This window comes from Pseudomonas sp. Z1-14, assembly GCF_051132005.1.
Classification (GTDB): domain Bacteria; phylum Pseudomonadota; class Gammaproteobacteria; order Pseudomonadales; family Pseudomonadaceae; genus Aquipseudomonas.
Genome location: NZ_CP071646.1, coordinates 4,020,732 through 4,037,303, shown reverse-complemented (window position 1 = coordinate 4,037,303; position 16,572 = coordinate 4,020,732). Strand labels below are relative to the sequence as shown.

Here is a 16,572-nt window from a genome sequence, read left to right as displayed (position 1 = left end):
AATGAAGCCGACTTTCGCCATTCTTCTCGCCGTCCTTTCCTTTTGCTCAGCGGAGGCATTTGCCGCCGGGGATTCCTGCAAGAAAATCTCGGCGCTGGCCGGGCAGGCCATGACGGCGCGCCAGAACGGTCAGCTGCTTGAGGATTCGCTTGAAAAGATCGGCGATGGCAGCAAATTTGCCAGGAGCATGATTCTTCGAGCTTACGAACGGCCCGTGGCCATGATGGAGGGCTTAAAACCGGAAATGGTGAGAGAATTCCAAAACGAGGCGTTTCGCGAGTGTTTGAGCGCCAACGAGTAGAAGACTGAAAACAAGCCCGCTTCGGCGGGTTTTTTATTGCCTGGAGAAAAGTAATGGCTCAGACATCCCGCTTGGTTCTGGAGATCGACAGCCGGGACGCCGAGCAGAAGGCAGCCGATACGCGCAAGGCGCTTGAGGCGCTCGAGGGTGCCGGCCTTCGGGCCAAGCCAGTCATGGACAAGCTTGCCGACGGCATCGACAGCGTTGGGCAGTCCTCTGAAACCACGGGCAAAAAGGTCAAAACGCAAAAAGAACAGCTGGAAGAACTGCTTGGCAGCATTGACCCCGTCACCCGAAAACTGGGCGAACTGGATAAGCAAGAAAAGGAACTGGCGAAAAACCGCAAACTTGGCCTTATCGATGCAGATACGTTTGCCGAGTACCAGTCGAAAATCAACACCACTCGCACCGATCTCGGCCGCTTCAATTCTGACCTTAGCAAAACTGGGATGACGGCGAAGGCTACTTCTGCCGCTCTACGTGGTGTTCCTGCTCAATTCACTGACATTGCTGTATCCCTGCAAGGAGGCCAGGCGCCATTGACGGTGTTCCTGCAACAGGGCGGACAACTCAAGGATATGTTCGGCGGGGTTGGGCCGGCGGCGAAGGCTCTGGGTGGCTACGTTCTAGGCCTGGTAAACCCTTTTACAGTCGCCGCTGCGGCAGTGGGCGCGCTAACGCTGGCTTATTACCAGGGATCCAAGGAGCAAGACGCGTATCGACTGGCGATCGTTACCACAGGGAACGCCGCGGGGACGTCGACCATTGCGCTGGCGGAGATGGCGAAGCGAATTAGTTCAACGGTAGGCACCACGGCCGAGGCAGCAACCGCTCTGGCCCAGCTGGCCGCTACCGGGAAAATCACCAGCACCAGCTTCGAGCAAATCGCTACATCAGCCATCGCCTTCGAGAAGTCGACTGGGAAAGCGGTTTCGGAAACTATTGCTGAGTTTGTCAGGTTGGCTGATGACCCCGTCAAGGCCGTTGCGGAGCTCAACGAGAGATACAACTTCCTCACTGCGTCAGTTTACGAACAGGTGCGAGCCGCACAGGAAATGGGCGAGAAGGAGGCGGCGGCAGCTATTGCGCAGGAAGCCTATGCAAAAGCGCTCGGCGAGCGGGCCGCCACCATGAAGGCCAATCTAGGGACGCTTGAGCGGGCATGGAATGATCTTGCAGGAGCGGCGAAAGAAGGCTGGGACGCAATTCTAAACGTTGGCCGCGAGTCCAGAGATGGACCTGACGTCAATGCCATCCAGCAGAAGATCAATTATCTGAAATCGACACTGGATACTGGATACGAAGATGGCAATGCGAGGGAGCGAATCGCTTCACTCCAGGCCGAGCTGGACGCTTACAATAAAAGGTCGAAGGCTGAGCAGGAAGCAGCTGAAGCCGCCGCAAGAAACGCCCAGATCCAGCGAGAGGGCCAAGCCGCATACGAGTCCTTCGAAAAAAACAAAGAGCAATATTTCAGCAAGGAGCAGAAGCGGAACAAGGCTCTTGAGGACGAATTGAGGCGCATAAACGCGGCCAGGCTCGCGGGCTATACGATCACCGCGGAACAGGAAGCTGCAGCCCTAAAAGCGATCCGGGAAAGCGATAGCTTCAAAGAGTCGGCAGAGAAGAAGCCCAAGGCATACCGCGAAGATGCTGGAATGAAGGCTCTGGATCAGGCCCGCCAGCAATATGCCGTGCTGCAACAGCAGAACTCGCTGATCGCAGTCCAAAAGGGCGAAGTCGACAAGCTGGGCGCCGCCGGTCAAGCGCTGGTGAAGTGGGAGCAGGAGCTCGCCGACATCAAGGGCAAGCAGACCCTGACGGCCGACCAGAAGGCACTGGTCGCCAACCAGGAACTGATCACCGCCCAACTGAAAAAGAATGCTGCGCTCGAGAAGGAAAACCAGCTCAAAAAAATCTCCAGCGGTGAAACACAGAAGCTCGCAGCTTTCCAGACCAATCTCGCCAGCCAATTGGCGAAGGCGCAGACTGGCCTGGATAACAATCTCGCCGGGATGGGCATGGGAGACCAGCAGAGGCAGCGCCTCCAGGAGCAGCTCAGCATCCAGCAGCAGTATCAGTCACAACTGGACGCTCTGGAGCAGCAACACAACGAAGGGCGCATCAGCGACAACCTGTACAACAAGGAGACGGAGTCGCTAAGAGCTGCTCTGCAAAGCCGCCTGACGATGCAACAGCAGTACTACACGGACGTGGACAAGGCCCAATCGGACTGGGCTCTTGGTGCCTCCTCGGCATTTCAGACCTACTCGGAACAGGCCGCCAACGTGGCGGGACAGACTAGGGAGCTGTTCGCCAGGGCTTTCTCCGGCATGGAAGACGCTGTCGTTAAGTTCGTCCGCACGGGCAAGCTGTCCTTCAAGGACTTCGCCAATGGCGTGATCGAGGACCTGATCCGCATCCAGTTTCGGCAAGCTGCTGCTGGATTCCTCAGCTCTGCATTCGGGATGCTCACCGGCGGCGGTGCGGCAGCAGGAAATGGCCTGGCCGCCGGCTCCGCTGGTGCGACATCGTCGAGTCTCGGCGCATCTGCGGCCGGGTACGGCTCGAAGTTCGGCTTCTCCGACGGTGGCTACACCGGCGACGGAGGCAAGTACGAGCCAAAGGGCGTGGTGCACGGGGGGGAGTTCGTGGTTCGCAAGGAGGCGGTGAGCCAGCCCGGCGCACGCGAGTTCCTCGAGCGTATGAACGCCAACGCGAAAGGGTATGCAGACGGCGGCTATGTCGGCTCTACGGCTGCGGCCACTTCGAACGTAGTGCCGATCTCGTCCGCACCAAGTGCTGCGCCGGTGATCCAGCAGACCTTCAGCTTCCAAGGCACTCCGGACGACGCAACCATCAACATGGTCAGGGAGGCAGCCATGCAGGGGGCGAAGGGCGGCTACGAGCTGGTCGTTCGCGACCTGAAAATGAACGGAACAATCCGCCAGCTGATCGCGCGGCGCTAAGCCTTTAAGGAGTACTGCATGGCTCTCACGTGGCCGGCTTCGCTGCGCCCGTCAGAAATGACGTGGGGCATCGTCAACAATAGTCGGGCGTTCACTTCGGCGCTATCGAATGCCCAGCAGATCGTCGGTTATCCGGGGGCTTACTGGCAGTGCACGCTGACCTTTGGGTTGCTCACCAGGGCCCAAGAGCGCGAGCTTTCCTCCTTTCTCGGGAAACTGGACGGAATGTTCGGGACATTCAACCTACCAGCCTTCACCCGACGCCGAACCAACAGCGTCGGCGCGCTCACCGTGGTTACCGGCAACGCCCAGGCGAGAACGATGGTGCTGGCTGGGGCAGCTCCCAGCACCGCGATCTTCGCCGCCGGCGACTACATCACCATCGCGGGTGAGATGTTTGAGGTCACCGATGCTGTCTCATCGAATGCCCAGGGCGGCCTGACCGTTGCGCTCAATAAGCGGATCCGGAAGGCGCTCACGCCCGGCGCGTCTGTTGAGTACCTGAACCCTTATTCGGAGATGCGCATGACGTCTGACACCTGGTCCATGTCGGTTCGTCCAGTCGTCGCCAATGGCAGCTATCAATTCAGGGAGGCTTTCTGATGCCCTCAGCATTCCCTTTCAGCCAGGGCGTGGTGGATATCATCGCCACTGGCAGGTTCATGCCTGTCTACGCGGTTCAATTGGACTTCCCCGATGGGATGGTCTTCGCGCACACGGGCACCGGTGAGTTGGTGATCGACGGGATCACCTACCTGGGCGTCGGTAATTTCGGCCAAGTCAGCCAGTCGCAGGAGAGCGACAACTCGGGATCGCCCATGTCGGTCGAGCTGACGCTAAGCGGCCTGGACGCTTACATCCTGTCCGAGACCAACGTGCGCGGGTGCCGCGGTCGGTCGGCCAAGGTCATGTTTGCGGTGTTCGACGAGGCTGGGAATTACGCGGCAGACATACTGTTCTCCGGCCGGATGGACGCGGCCAAGTTCTCGTTTGCCGGCAATGGCGAGGAGGGCAACAACATCACCGTTCCGGTCATCGATCGCATGGCCGAGTGGAGCCGAACCGGCACCGAGCGCTTCACCGACGAAAACCACCGTGCTCGCCACCAGGGCGATCGCTTCTTCTACGCAATCGCCCAGATGTCCGAATGGCCCATTTACTGGGGCTCGAAGAAGGACGCGCCGACATTCACCTATGGAAGCTAGCCATGCGCTACCGAGACTGGACAACCCGTCTGAACGAAACCATCAAGGCCGCCCAAGAGCGGCCTTTTTCATGGGGTGAATTTGACTGCTGCCTGTTTGCTGCTGATTGCACGGCAGCTGTTTGTGGCGTGGACCCGGCCGAGAACTACCGCGGCAAGTACACGACCGAGGCAGGCGCCAAGCGGCAGCTCAAGAAACAGCACGGCAGCCTGGAGGCGGCCTGGGATGCGCATTTTGTTCGGGTGCCGCTGGCCTTCATCCAGCGCGGGGACGTCGTGATGTACGACGCACCAGGCGGCCGGAGCATGGCTGTGTTTTGGGCTGGTGAGTATTGGGCGGCGACCGAAGATGGCGCGGCCAGGGTCGTGTGCGAGCCTCTGGCCGCGTGGAGAATTGAATGAGCAGCGGCATCAAGAAACTCGCTCAGGTCGTAGTGGGTGCCGTCATCGGCTTTGCGCAAGGTGGCCCGTGGGGGGCGGTAGCGGGCGCCGCGCTGGCGTTCTACGCCGCCGAGCAGCAGGAGAAGCTCAACACCAAGTCGCCTCTGCGCGATAACGAGCCTTCGGCACAGACCGTCCGGTCGTCCAAAGCGCCGGTGCGGTTCATCCTGGGCCGTGTCTCGACCGGCGGTGTCCTGGTGTGGGCCCAGGAGCAAACCGGCGCCCTTGGTGATGGCGAATGGCTGCACCTGGTCTACGTTCTGTCGGAAGGGCCGATCACCGCTCTGGAGAACATCTACCTGGGCGAAGAGGAAATCGGCTCATTCGGAGCTTTCGCCAGCTATGAGCTGGTCGTCAATCCGACCCAGGTGAACGCGTTCCTCAAAGCGAACTGCCCTGACTGGAAGGACAGCCAGATCGGCAGAGGGCTTTCCTACGTGCGTGTGTCCCTGAAATACAGCGCGGAGAAATTCCCGGCAGGCATCCCGGATACCCGGTTCGTGGTTCGCGGCCGTAACGACATCTTTGACCCCCGCACCAATACCGCCGGTTACAGCGCCAACACCGCGCTTCATCTGCTTTGGTTCCTCCGCAACCGCTGCAACGTGCCTGACGACGAGATCGTCTTCGAGACCTTCGCCAGTGCTGCGAACGTTTGTGACGAAGCCGTCACCAACGCTGATGGATCGACCAGTCAGCGCTACAGGACCGGCTGCGTGGTCGGCGCCGATGAACAGCGGACCGGGGTCCTGCAGAAGCTCGAAGCTGCGTCTGGTGGGCACTTGATCCGTGTAGGTGGGCGCTGGATGTTCCAGGCGGGCGCGTATTACGGTCCGTATGACTTCGAAATCACCGAAGACATGGTCATCGGCACCGTAACCGGCAGCACCGAGCCTACCAACGATTCGGCAATCAATACCGTTCGTGGCACGTTCATTGACCCGGATCAGTCATGGACGGAGACGGACTATCCTGAGGTTAGCGTTGCCGAGTGGATAGTTGAAGACGGCGGCGAGGCGGCGGAGACGCTCACCTACTCCTATGTCACCGACCCATACCAGGCGCAGCGCCTGGCGAACATGGAGCTCCGCCGTCGCCGTGCCGGTGGCGCCATCAGCATCCCGATGAATTTCGCCGGCTACAACTGCCGGCCGGGCCGCGTGGTACGCGTCAACCTGCCTTCGCTCAATATCCTGGGTGAGTTCATCGTTTCGGATTGGTCCATGGGCGACCGCGAGGGCTGCACCGTCCAGGTCAAACAGTACGAGGCTGCGATCTTCGACGACGCCGTGGGCCAGCCCTACAACCCGATCGGCTTTATCAATCTTCCATCCGGCGGACTGGGCAGCCCAAGTTCGCTCACTTGGACGCAGGATTCCACGGCCGAGGTAATTCAGGGTGTCCTTTCCTGGATGCCGCCGGCCGGGATCGTTAAGGAATACATCGTCGTGGTTCGTCAAGGCACGATGGCGATTCAATCGCACAACGTGCCGTCAACTTCCACAGAGTGCGCCATCAACGGCTTGCCGTCCGGCAACTACACCATGAGCGTGTCGGCGGTTGGACCTATGGCGCGGTCGGGCGAAGTAACGATCACGGTCAGCATCAACGGCCCGCCCATTCCGGAAAGCTGCGTGGTGCAGTCCTCGATCGACAACATCGTGCTGATTCCTGCCAATGCTCAAAATGGGCTGAACGGCGGCACTTACGAGTACTTCTTCAGCACCTCTCCGACCGCGACGTCGGCGGACGCGGAGTACTTGGGCCAGGGGCTCTCGTTTACTCACACCGGCCTGGGGTTCTGGACGAATTACTACTACTTCATCCGGTCATCCAACGCCTACGGGAAAAGCTCCTTCCTCTACGTGCCGGCGCAGACCTCGAATAATGTTTCTGCTTATCTGGCTGCGTTGGCCGGGCAGATCGGCCGCACCGAACTGGGCCAGGAGATTATCGACGAGATCGACAAGATCCCGGGCCTTCAGGACCAGATCGACGCGCTCGACGGGCTTTCCGCCTACAAGCCGGACGAGGTGTATCAGCAGGGAACAATGGTGGTCGGGGATGGCCGCATCTATCAGGCAAAAATCCCTGTCCCGATCAACACGCCGCCGCCGAACACCACGTACTGGATCGATGTCGGCCAGTCCGTAGAGACGGCCAACGGCCTGGCGCAGCAGGTGGCGACCAACTCCGCCGAGATTATCCAGCTTGACGGCGAGGTAACTGCCCAGGCAACGGCGTTCCAAGCGTTGCGAGCTTCTTCTCGCGACGATAACGGAGAGGGTGAGCTGGCGGACGCCCTCAAGGGATGGACCAGCACCGCAGCCATCGCAACGGAGGAGAAGGTCAGGGCATCGGAAAACGAAGCTTCGGCCCGTCGCCTGACGACTCTGGACGCAGAGGTGGCGGAAAACTCGGCGAACGTCACCTTGCTTGAAGAAGTGGTGGTGACCAGCCAGCAGGCGACGGCGCAGCAGCTCAGCCAGCTGAGCACCACGGTCGGACAGCAGCAAACCGCGATCGAGCAGAACACATCGATCATCAATGATGTGAGCGGCAAGGTCTCGGCGAGCTGGTCGGTGAGGATGGAATATAACTCCGGCACCGGGCAATACATCACCGCCGGCGTTGGCCTGGGCATCGAGAACGGTCCGGGCGGCCTGCAAAGCCAGTTCCTGGTGAGCGCAGACCGTTTCGCGATCGTGAACACGCTTGCGGGCGGAGCCGTCTCGGTTCCGTTCGCGGTGCAGGGCGGCCAGGTATTCATGAACTCGGCCTTCATCCAGAACGGCAGCATCACGATGTTGAAAATCGGCCAGGTCCTCCAGTCCGACAACTACGTTGCTGGATCGCAGGGCTGGATGCTGGATAAGGCAGGCAACCTGGAATTCAACGGACCAGCGCCAGGTGGCGGACGACTGACCATGACGAACCGGGCCATCAAGGTCTTCGACCAGAACGGCGTTAAGCGGGTGCAGCTTGGAGATCTCGACGCATGAGTTACGGCGCAAGGGTATGGGATGAAAACGGAAACCTCGCCATGGACACAACCACCTTCACCTACCAAGTGATCTGGCAAGGGACTATTGATTTCAGCGGTAGCACTCCAAGTTACACCCTTACTATCCCAGGGTTTAACCCTACTAACTGCGTTTTCATGATCATCCCTACCAGGCTCCAAGATGTACAGGACACCGAATTGGCTTCGGGCGGAAACGCGAAGTCTTATCCTTACGTCACCGTCTCTGCAGGCCAGGTGGTTATCCTTCCAAAGAACCCATCGGCGGGTCCGGCAATTGGTCAGACCCGCGTAATTTGTAAAGGGTACGCAATAAGGTACGCGGCATGACATACGGCTTTCAGAGCATAAATGACAGTTCCATAGTCCAAATAGATTCCGAAGCCCCAAGACTTTGTTTGCTGACAACGGGAACATATTCTGGAAATGGAACTTCATCAGGTGTATTTGCTAGACCTATAACAAGCCAAGACCCACCGATGGTGTTTATTCGTCCAGATCAAACCGAACAGATACAAGTTCCTATATCGATCTGGTTCTCTGGGGCGCCTGGAAGCTGGACGGGCTTTACTATGAGGGCTTCGTCTGTTTACGGTGTTTTGAGTGGGCTTTATTTTGTTGCGGCCTGGGCTTCTATGGGCACCTCGCAATACGGTATGCGATTGTGGGATACCGCCGCCACTTTGGTTTACGACAGCGGTGCTCCAGCCGTAGTTGTTACCTTTGCTTCGGGTAGTTGGACGTATCTAGGCTCAGAGCAAATCAGCAATGCCCAGCGCTATAAATGGGGAATAAACAAAGTCCTTGGGGCCGGCGAATATGTCTCGTTGAACCCATTCGCGATGAACTGCCATAACTCCGGCTCCGGCGGAGGATGCGCACTCGGTGTTGATTACGCTGCCGGCAGGATAATGATGTACAGCGTTGCTTTCACGGCTTGGACTGATCAAGGCCATCGCCCGTTCCTCTGTGCCAAATTGCTGGCCTGACTGATTATTTTTGGAGTTACTTCATGCCCTGGTATAAATCGGGAACGGTCTCTGTCACCCTAAATTCCAACGCCGTGATTGGCACGGGAACCGCTTTCATCGCAAACAGCCGGGTTGGCGATGCCTTCCGCGGGCCTGATGGCGCCTGGTATGAAGTCGTCAATATCGCCAGTGATACGGCTATGGCGATCTCCCCGAATTACCAGGGAGCCACCAACGCGGCCGGTGTTTATGCGCTCGCCCCGATGCAGGGCTACGTCAAGGATTCGGCGGACGCTCTCAGGGCTTTGGTCAATACCTACGGGGCAAAACTGGCGGCGCTCGGCACCACCGGCAACTACGACATCCTGCCAGTTAGCAAAGGCGGGACCGGCGGCACAGACCAGCCCACCGCGCGAAACAATCTTGGTCTTGGCACCGTGGCCACGGTGAACATCCAAACCAGCGTAACTGATGCAACAGCAGGGCGGGCGCAGATAAACGGCGCGTGGGGTTGGGGCGCTGTGTCTTCAGTGAACGCAGCGGATTTGAACGCCATAACCGAGAGTCAGAAGTTTGGTATTAACACCGGAGCGCTTAATATTCCTTGGGCCCTCGGAAGTACCACGGTTCCTTTTGCTTCAGGATCCAGCGGCATTGCAATGACTTGGACGTCTAACCATCAAAGTCAGATCATCGTCAACCGAACGTCATCGATGGTTGCCCTTCGAAGAAAGAATGCTGGTACTTGGGCCCCGGACGATTACTTCTGCATGTACCCGACTGGACAGACATTTTTAAGCATTTCCCAAGGCGGTACAGGAGGCGGCACACAAGCTGCAGCTCGCACTGGTCTTGGCCTCAAATCGGCAGCTGTTGCGGATATTGTTGGGGTAGTTTCGCAGTCTGGTGGCATTCCCACCGGGGCTCTCATGGAATATGTATCCAGTGCAAATGGCGAGGCATGGAAGTTTGCTTGCGGAATGATGATTTGTACAAGATCAAGATCTTATGGGCTTGTGGTGGGTGATTTCACTAGTTACGGTAGCATCTGGTATTACTACGGGAACTGGACATTCCCGGTGCCATTTGCTGCGCCTCCTACAGTGACAGGTGGCGCCCGCGGAACAAGCCGAGTTAATAGTTTAAGCGCAGACCCGAACAATACCGCTTCGGCATGTAATTTCTTTGTTATCGACTACACCAGCCCCGTAGCTACTACGATTTCAGAAAAGTTAGTGGCAGTTGGGAGGTGGTTCTAATGGTTATATATCTTTCCCCTGTGCTACGCCCAGACACCTTCGAGGTCATCAGGGCCGGCGCGGCGCTGATAATTAACGGCGAGACGTTCGATTTCTCCGCGATGGGTGACGGCGACACGTTGCCGCGTTCGGCAATAAAATCGGAGTGGTTCGCCGGCGACGTCAATAAAATAGATGGCGAGCTCGCCCTCACGTTGTTGTTCCCAATGCCTCGAAATTATAGCCAGGAGCAAGCGTTCCCTGTGCCGCTGGAAAACGTCCCGGATGGCCCGGTGGTGTTCCCTGGCCCCTTGCCTGAGCCAGAAAACACGGAGGTGGCTTGATGAATATCGACTGGTCACAACTCATCACCAAGGCCATGAAGGACGCAGCCGCTGCTGCCGCACAGCTGGCCGCTGCGAAACTGGATCTGTCAGCCAGGAACAACAAGGCGAACGCGCAGATAGTGCGCATCCAGGACCGGATCGAGACGATCGGCTTCGGCATCGAGATCGGCGAGGCCACGCCAGAAGAAGAGGCGGAACAGGCCGCGCTGCTGCTCACCCTCAAGGCCTGGAAAACGTACAAATACGCCTTAGGCAAGGTCACGGTTCAGCCGACCTGGTACCAGGCGCCGGTGTGGCCGGTGGAGCCACCCATACCTGAAATAATCGCGGCGCCGATGCTGGCGGCCGCCGAAAGCATCTGACTCGAATCTGCTACTGCAACCCGCCATCGAGCGGGATTTTTTTTGCCTGGAGAAAAGTTATGACCGCAACCGAGAAGGACCGGGACATCCTGGCCCGTACGCTGTGGGGCGAAGCCCGTGGCGAGAGTTTCGCCGGCCAGGTGGCCGTGGCCTGCGTGATCCGCAACCGCGTGAACGACGGCAAGGACCGTTCGTGGTGGGGCGAGGGCTATGCCGGCGTCTGCCTGAAACCCTGGCAGTTCAGCTGCTGGAACCAGAACGACCGGAACTATCCGTACCTGAGCGGCGCGATTGATATCCCGCCGAAGCAGTTCGCCCAGGCCCAGCGGGCGGCGGACCTGGTGATCTCCGGCGCCGAGCCTGACATCACCAAGGGCGCGACGCACTACTACGCGACCACGATGCCGAAGCCGCCGGCATGGGCCAAGGATGCCACGCAGACGTTCCGCCTGGGCAACCACATCTTCTTCAAGGACGTGCCATGAGCCCTGGAACTCTGAAGCTGCTCATCGCCGGCGCGGCTGTGGCGTTGATCCTGGCGATCAGCGCGACATGGAAGGTGCAGGACTGGCGATATAGCGGGCAGCTTGCGAAGCAGGCTGGCCTGCATAAGGACGACTTGGCAAAGATCAGTAGCGCTGCCGCGGACCAGGTCCAGGCAGAGCAGGGCAAGCGCCTGGCCCTGGAACAGCAGCTGACCACCAGTGACCAAACCCACCACCGAGCCCTTACCGATGCCCAACGTGATCAAGATCGCCTGCGCGATCGCCTCGCTACTGCTGATGTCCGGCTGTCAGTCCTCCTCGAGGATTCAGCCAGTTGCAGCACAGTGCCTTCCACCGCCGGCGCCGGCGGCGTGGTTCATGGAAGAACAAGAGCCCAACTTGACCCCGCGCATGCTCAGAGAATTATCGCCATCACCGACGCCGGCGACAGGGGGCTGATCGCGCTCCGGGCGTGCCAGGCGTACGTCCGGACTATTGCGCGCTGACGGGACTGATAAGGCCAGCCTGTTGGTTGCGCACATTTCCGACGGCGCGGTCCACCTTGAACCACTCGAAGGCCTCGGACGGCTCGCCCTGGTGCAGAGCGATCTGTTCGGCGCGCTCCTTGGGCGTTGCCGGATCCAGCCATTCGCGGGCAAGCTCAGGCCTCAGCACCACGGGCCGGCGGTCGTGGATGTCGATCATGCCGCCCGCACTGTCGGCGGTGATGATGACGAAGCCGTCTTGATCGCCCGGTTCACGGCCACCGGTGGGGAACTGACCGATCGAGGCGCAGAGGACTGGTGCCTGGTCCCGCCGGCGGATGAGGTAGGGCTGCTTCTTCGGCCCACCTTCGTCGACCCACTCGAACCAGTTGTTGATCGGCGTGATAGCGCGATTCGGCCAGATCGGTCGGTAGAATGGCCCGTGGGCGACTTTCTCTACCCGGGCATTGATCGGGGCAGCCCGGTCCTTTGCCCAGTGCGGCCGCCATCCCCAGCGCACCATGTCAGCATGCAGCGTGTCATCTTCCTGGTGGAGCAGGGCGAGCTGCTGCGACGGTGCGCCGTTGTACCGCCCCAGCGGCTGGTCACCAACGGTGCTGACCAGTGCATTGGGCATGCTCAGCGCCGCAACAAAGTCGTGGATGCCGGTGTACTGTGAGAGTCGTCCGCACATATAAACCCCTCAGGTGACAGTTTCACTCATTGCCCGAGTATCACATCAGGAAGGCTGTCGCCCTCATATACCTTGAGCCGATGGTATAGCTCGGCAATCAAGGCGCTCTGGCCTGATATCTTCGACCGCGCCGCGTTCGTTACGGTCGTGTGCTCCAGATAATGGTCGCTGAGAGTCTTCTTAACCGCCTTCAGTTCAGCTCGAAGCTTTGCGCACTCTTTGGCCTCGGTGCCGTGCATTTCGATCAAACCGAAGATGTCCTGGCGCGCTTTGCGCAGCTGGGTGGTCAGTTCCTGAACCTCGTTCTCGAGCATGAGGCAGGAATGCTTGTACATTTCCAGGGGGGTGGGGGTGCCCAGCCAGTCGCTGGTGTCTTCGATTTCATACGGGTCCATGACCATGCCTTGCCGATACTGTTCGAATATACAGTAATCGAGGCGGTCGGCTCAGGCGAGGGTGAGCCGACGAGCAGCGCTATTTCACTCGGGAGCCATCAGCACAGCGAGCGTCAGCTTGATGAACTCTTCGTTCTGGTCAATGGTATCCAGGGCGCCGCGCACGTTGTCGGCGACTTCGGGCGAGCCATGCCGCTCAACCCAATTGGACAGTTCCAGGATGGCCGCTTCGAGCGCCAGCTGGTTTTCGTTGATTTTGTACAGCAGGGAAGGGAGCAGGTCTGAGTTGGGCAATTAATGTCCTCCAGTGATGAGGACAGGGTAGCAGTTGGGAGATTTTCGTTCGGTCGGCAGGACGCCGGAGGGAGTGCCAAAAAAGGCTTAGTGACTTTCCGAGTGACTTTGTAAAGCGCGGTTGCGCACCGTTGGGCATCGTTGCAGCGAGCGCCCGGCGCGAAGCCTCTGGTTTGGCGGGCTGTAGGTCAGTCCGCTTGCATGGGGTGCTAGGGGTCGAGTGTTCGAATCACTCCGTCCCGACCATATTTCCTGAGTAAAATCAGTCACTTAAGCCGATAAAATAGATCGGCTTTTTTGTGCCCGCGCAAAACCCGCGCAAAACTTGCGCAAGACTATCCAGTGATTTCGCTGATATTCAGGTCCGGGATTGCCTCCGACCACACGATATCCGCGTGATCCTTCTGGTAGTTTCTGGTCATGCTCTCGCTGGCGTGACCGGCGATTGTCTGGCCATCCTTGCCGGCTTTTTGGTACAGGTGCAGCGACAACGCTCGCACTTCATGGAAGCCCGGCATTTCTTCTTCCTTCCACCCTTTGTAACACCCTGCCAATTCCCGAGCCTCTTTGAAGGCTCGCGTCAAATACCGCTCTTCGACCTGTGTCCAATGATCGTTCGTCTGCGCTTGCTTCTGTTTCAAGCGATCCGGGCGCCGGTGGACCAGGTACGGGGAAGCGATATCATCCCGGCACCGGCTGATAACGGCTTGAAGTTCTTCGGTCACCTTGAACCGAATCCAGGCAGCATCGCTGGCCTTGGCCGTCTTCTGCTGTACCACGTACAGATAACCCTCCCGAACCCCATCAAATCGCATGTTCAGAATGTCGGTACGCCGCTGCGCGGTGATCAGCACTAGATCGATAGCGTTCTGCAGCCAGGCCGGCGACTTTTCTCGAATGGCCTTCAGACCCTCGACGGTGTGCCGCTTGCGCTGCTTCTTCTCGATCCGGTTGATGGTACTGGCCGCCGGGTTGTCCGGGCATAGGCCTTTGGCCGCTGCGTGGTTGAAGATGTCGATCAGCAGCGCGCGGCACTGATTTGCCGTGCGCGGCGTGAGCGCATCTAGCATTTCGGCAATCATCCGGATCGTGATTTGGTCGACTGCTTTGCCTTCGAACTGTTTCCGGAAGCGGCGAAAGTGCACGGCATACAGGCCCAGAGTCCCTTTTGCCAGTTCCCGTGGCGGCAGCACGTCGCGTTCGTAGGCGTCCAGAAAGCCGGCGAAGGATTCCGACGTGCTACCCATCACGGCGCCGATAAGGTCTGCTCCGCGCATGAACTCCAGATTCAACTGCTTGGCCGCATCGATTGCTTTGATCCGGTCGCCGCCAAATTGGAACCACTTACCGTCGGTAGGCCGGCGGTAGCGATAGGTCGAGCGCCGCGAATCGAAGTACAGGTTCTGCGGGAGGCTCTTGTTCGCCTTGTTGCGCGGCCGTGGGACCATCATGCAGCTCCTTTCAATACCATTGCGACCAGGTCATTACCGTCCGACCGGCTGAATGCTGTCCAATCAACGTACCAGAGTTTCCCGATCTGCTCGCCGGGGACGTGGCCGTTGCGGATGTAGTTGCGAATCGCCTGGGGGCAGGGTGGTGTGCCGTTTTCACCCCAGCGTCGGCGCTGGAATTCACTGATCTTGATCAGCTCTTTCTTCATTGGTGTGCTCCATGCCGCGCGTGGCGGCAGAAGGTGGTTATTGGGTGGCTTTGGCGATGGCGGCGTCGATCCTTTACACAGTGACGTGCAGCGCAACCTTTTCATCGGTATCGAACCAGTCGGGCGCCCCAGCCTTGAGCGCCATGGCGATCACTTGCCGAGACTCACGCAGCGTCGCGACCATTTCTTCGTGCAGGTGTTCTTTCTGATCAGGCATAGGAATTCCTCGCCCGCCGTTCACCGGCAGGCTGTAGGTGGGTGGGGGTTAGGAGGTGGATGCTTCAGGTTTGTTTCTGGATGGGCGCCAGGCTTCGATGTCGGCACCAAAGTCGGTGCGGGTGAAGTCGATGCCGCCGAATCGCCACGCGAAGGCGAACGCCTCGCCCGTTCTTTCCAGGCCGCAGAGGATGCTGCCGCACGAGAGCCGGACATCGATCACGTCATAGCCCGGATTTTCGTCGGGTTCCGGGTCTTGCCATCGGCCAGCGACTGCATCAACTGCCGCAACCACATCCGCGATTTCGAACTCCCGGCCTTTCGGCCCGACAATGCAGCGGATCTGGTGGATTCCTGTTTCCCAGCGATCTTTTCGGACCACCGCGCCGTCTCCCCTGAATTCGTAATCCTCGGGCTGAGCATCCAAGAGTTCAGGCTTTCTGAAGTCGCGCTCTGTTACTGGTCTTGTCATGGCCTCGTCCTCCTGTATATCAGGTGGGCCATGTAGAGCAGGGGGAAGATCATGGCTGTGGCTCCTTGCTCATGGCGGCGTCGATGGCCGACTCGGCTTCCGTGCGGCCGGGCATGGTGTCGAACTTTATGAACCCCGTTTCCGCCTGATATGCCTCTTTTTTGTCCAAGATGACGCTGGAGTTCTTGAGCAGCCACCGATACCGCTCGGCATCCTTGCGATACGCTTCTATGGTCGTGTATTGCCTGTCAGCTTGTCGGGTAAGCGAATCCACCTCGGCCTTGAGCTGGTCGGCCAGGTCAGGGCGTCCAGTACCCGTCATCCATCGGGACGGCCAGCGGCTGCTGTGGGCCATTCCAGCGCACTCCGTAGCGGGGCAAGCCCTCACCATGCGGCGGGCGAGGCGGCCATTCGGGAATCAACCCCTTGAGCTGGTCGATCTCCGAGAGCAGGGCCAGGACCGCATCGGGAGTAGCCAGAAGCTCGAAGTCGTGCATGGCTTCTTCCGCATGCAGGCCTTGGAGGCCGGAGCCGTCGCGGACCAGCCACGCGGCTTCTTTCAGCTTCGTCTTGTCGATGATCATCAACACTCGCTCCAATTCATGGCCTGGATGTATTCGCACGGGACAATCAGGTTGTCGGGTGGCACCGCGCTGTCGGTCCTGGTTTTGCCGAAGTACGCGATGGCGGCCTGGGCGCGCTCAAGTGATAGCTGGGCATGGCGCACCTGCCAAGACTTACGCTGCTTGTAAGAGCGCAGCGCCAGGGCCTTATCGGTGTAAGCGAATCGCCGGCCGTGCTCACCGCCACCCTTCAGAACGCGCTTGCGGTACTGCTTCAGCAGGGATTCACGCTGCGGGCCGCCGAAGAGATTGTTGTGAAATTCGTCCACGATGTACCAGCACTGCTCGGTTTCACCGATAACCACATACTTTTTGCATGTTACCGCCAGGCCTTGCGGGTCCATCTCGTCGACGTAGCGATAATGGTCCGGGCCGAGTTTTTTCGTTTCCATG

The 16,572-nt window shown here is 59.1% G+C and carries 22 protein-coding genes and 1 tRNA gene; 13 read left to right on the top strand and 10 right to left on the bottom strand.

The annotated features are described in order from the left end of the window. Position 1: 1 nt before the first annotated feature. The 12 genes from J3P89_RS18275 to J3P89_RS18220 all read left to right on the top strand — a co-directional run bounded on the left by J3P89_RS18275 (position 2) and on the right by J3P89_RS18220 (position 11,846). Positions 2-301, top strand: coding sequence for a hypothetical protein (locus tag J3P89_RS18275; RefSeq protein WP_434695161.1), 300 nt, complete (start codon positions 2-4; stop codon positions 299-301). Between the two features lie 53 nt (positions 302-354). After that, the gene (locus J3P89_RS18270; RefSeq protein WP_434695160.1) at positions 355-3,270 is read left to right on the top strand and encodes a phage tail tape measure protein; all 2,916 of its coding nucleotides are present in this window, start codon (positions 355-357) and stop codon (positions 3,268-3,270) included. Positions 3,271-3,288: 18 nt separating this feature from the next. After that, positions 3,289-3,873: a hypothetical protein gene (locus J3P89_RS18265; protein ID WP_434695159.1), complete on the top strand. Its 585-nt coding sequence runs from the start codon at positions 3,289-3,291 to the stop codon at positions 3,871-3,873. Continuing rightward, positions 3,873-4,475, top strand: a complete 603-nt coding sequence (locus J3P89_RS18260; RefSeq protein ID WP_434695158.1) for a hypothetical protein — start codon at positions 3,873-3,875, stop codon at positions 4,473-4,475. Before J3P89_RS18265 ends, J3P89_RS18260 begins: the two co-directional genes overlap by 1 nt. Positions 4,476-4,477: 2 nt before the next feature. After that, on the top strand, positions 4,478-4,876 hold the full coding sequence (locus J3P89_RS18255) for a DUF6950 family protein (protein WP_434695157.1): 399 nt from the start codon (positions 4,478-4,480) through the stop codon (positions 4,874-4,876). Then, on the top strand, positions 4,873-7,917 hold the full coding sequence (locus J3P89_RS18250; RefSeq protein ID WP_434695156.1) for a phage tail tip fiber protein: 3,045 nt from the start codon (positions 4,873-4,875) through the stop codon (positions 7,915-7,917). Before J3P89_RS18255 ends, J3P89_RS18250 begins: the two co-directional genes overlap by 4 nt. A gap of 346 nt (positions 7,918-8,263) precedes the next feature. After that, the gene (locus J3P89_RS18245; protein WP_434695155.1) at positions 8,264-8,926 is read left to right on the top strand and encodes a hypothetical protein; all 663 of its coding nucleotides are present in this window, start codon (positions 8,264-8,266) and stop codon (positions 8,924-8,926) included. Between the two features lie 23 nt (positions 8,927-8,949). After that, positions 8,950-10,167, top strand: coding sequence for a hypothetical protein (locus tag J3P89_RS18240; protein ID WP_434695154.1), 1,218 nt, complete (start codon positions 8,950-8,952; stop codon positions 10,165-10,167). Next, entirely contained in the window at positions 10,167-10,490 is a 324-nt protein-coding gene (locus tag J3P89_RS18235) for a hypothetical protein (protein ID WP_434695153.1), read from the top strand. The genes J3P89_RS18240 and J3P89_RS18235 overlap by 1 nt, the downstream gene beginning before the upstream one ends. Continuing rightward, positions 10,487-10,855 (top strand): phage tail protein, encoded by a 369-nt coding sequence (locus J3P89_RS18230; protein ID WP_434695152.1) that lies wholly within the window; start codon positions 10,487-10,489, stop codon positions 10,853-10,855. The genes J3P89_RS18235 and J3P89_RS18230 overlap by 4 nt, the downstream gene beginning before the upstream one ends. A 59-nt stretch (positions 10,856-10,914) precedes the next feature. Beyond that, on the top strand, positions 10,915-11,340 hold the full coding sequence (locus J3P89_RS18225) for a cell wall hydrolase (protein ID WP_434695151.1): 426 nt from the start codon (positions 10,915-10,917) through the stop codon (positions 11,338-11,340). Further along, complete coding sequence (locus tag J3P89_RS18220) at positions 11,337-11,846, top strand: lysis protein (RefSeq protein ID WP_434695150.1); 510 nt, start codon at positions 11,337-11,339, stop codon at positions 11,844-11,846. The genes J3P89_RS18225 and J3P89_RS18220 overlap by 4 nt, the downstream gene beginning before the upstream one ends. Here J3P89_RS18220 and J3P89_RS18215 read toward each other — a convergent pair. The 3 genes from J3P89_RS18215 to J3P89_RS18205 form a co-directional block, all read right to left on the bottom strand. Continuing rightward, positions 11,833-12,519, bottom strand: coding sequence for an SOS response-associated peptidase family protein (locus tag J3P89_RS18215; RefSeq protein WP_434695149.1), 687 nt, complete (start codon positions 12,517-12,519; stop codon positions 11,833-11,835). The genes J3P89_RS18220 and J3P89_RS18215 overlap by 14 nt on opposite strands. 26 nt (positions 12,520-12,545) lie before the next feature. Next, positions 12,546-12,914, bottom strand: a complete 369-nt coding sequence (locus J3P89_RS18210; protein WP_434695148.1) for a hypothetical protein — start codon at positions 12,912-12,914, stop codon at positions 12,546-12,548. Between the two features lie 84 nt (positions 12,915-12,998). Further along, positions 12,999-13,208, bottom strand: a complete 210-nt coding sequence (locus tag J3P89_RS18205; RefSeq protein ID WP_434695147.1) for a hypothetical protein — start codon at positions 13,206-13,208, stop codon at positions 12,999-13,001. A 177-nt stretch (positions 13,209-13,385) separates the two neighbouring features. Between J3P89_RS18205 and J3P89_RS18200 the strand changes: the two genes are divergently transcribed. Further along, a tRNA-Ser gene (locus J3P89_RS18200) sits at positions 13,386-13,454 on the top strand. 89 nt (positions 13,455-13,543) lie between these two features. On the opposite strand, the gene J3P89_RS18195 is transcribed toward J3P89_RS18200, so the two are convergent. From J3P89_RS18195 to J3P89_RS18165, 7 genes are all read right to left on the bottom strand, one after another. Then, positions 13,544-14,656, bottom strand: coding sequence for a tyrosine-type recombinase/integrase (locus tag J3P89_RS18195; protein WP_434698029.1), 1,113 nt, complete (start codon positions 14,654-14,656; stop codon positions 13,544-13,546). Then, the gene (locus J3P89_RS18190; RefSeq protein WP_434695146.1) at positions 14,656-14,868 is read right to left on the bottom strand and encodes a hypothetical protein; all 213 of its coding nucleotides are present in this window, start codon (positions 14,866-14,868) and stop codon (positions 14,656-14,658) included. The genes J3P89_RS18195 and J3P89_RS18190 overlap by 1 nt, the downstream gene beginning before the upstream one ends. Positions 14,869-14,941: 73 nt before the next feature. Then, on the bottom strand, positions 14,942-15,085 hold the full coding sequence (locus J3P89_RS18185) for a hypothetical protein (protein WP_434695144.1): 144 nt from the start codon (positions 15,083-15,085) through the stop codon (positions 14,942-14,944). Between the two features lie 48 nt (positions 15,086-15,133). Further along, on the bottom strand, positions 15,134-15,556 hold the full coding sequence (locus tag J3P89_RS18180) for a hypothetical protein (protein ID WP_434695143.1): 423 nt from the start codon (positions 15,554-15,556) through the stop codon (positions 15,134-15,136). 49 nt (positions 15,557-15,605) lie between these two features. Continuing rightward, positions 15,606-15,911 carry a hypothetical protein gene (locus J3P89_RS18175; RefSeq protein WP_434695142.1) on the bottom strand — a complete coding sequence of 102 codons (306 nt, stop codon included), beginning with the start codon at positions 15,909-15,911 and terminating at the stop codon, positions 15,606-15,608. Further along, complete coding sequence (locus tag J3P89_RS18170; RefSeq protein WP_434695141.1) at positions 15,856-16,140, bottom strand: hypothetical protein; 285 nt, start codon at positions 16,138-16,140, stop codon at positions 15,856-15,858. The genes J3P89_RS18175 and J3P89_RS18170 overlap by 56 nt, the downstream gene beginning before the upstream one ends. Continuing rightward, entirely contained in the window at positions 16,140-16,571 is a 432-nt protein-coding gene (locus J3P89_RS18165; RefSeq protein ID WP_434695140.1) for a hypothetical protein, read from the bottom strand. The genes J3P89_RS18170 and J3P89_RS18165 overlap by 1 nt, the downstream gene beginning before the upstream one ends. Position 16,572: the final 1 nt, after the last annotated feature.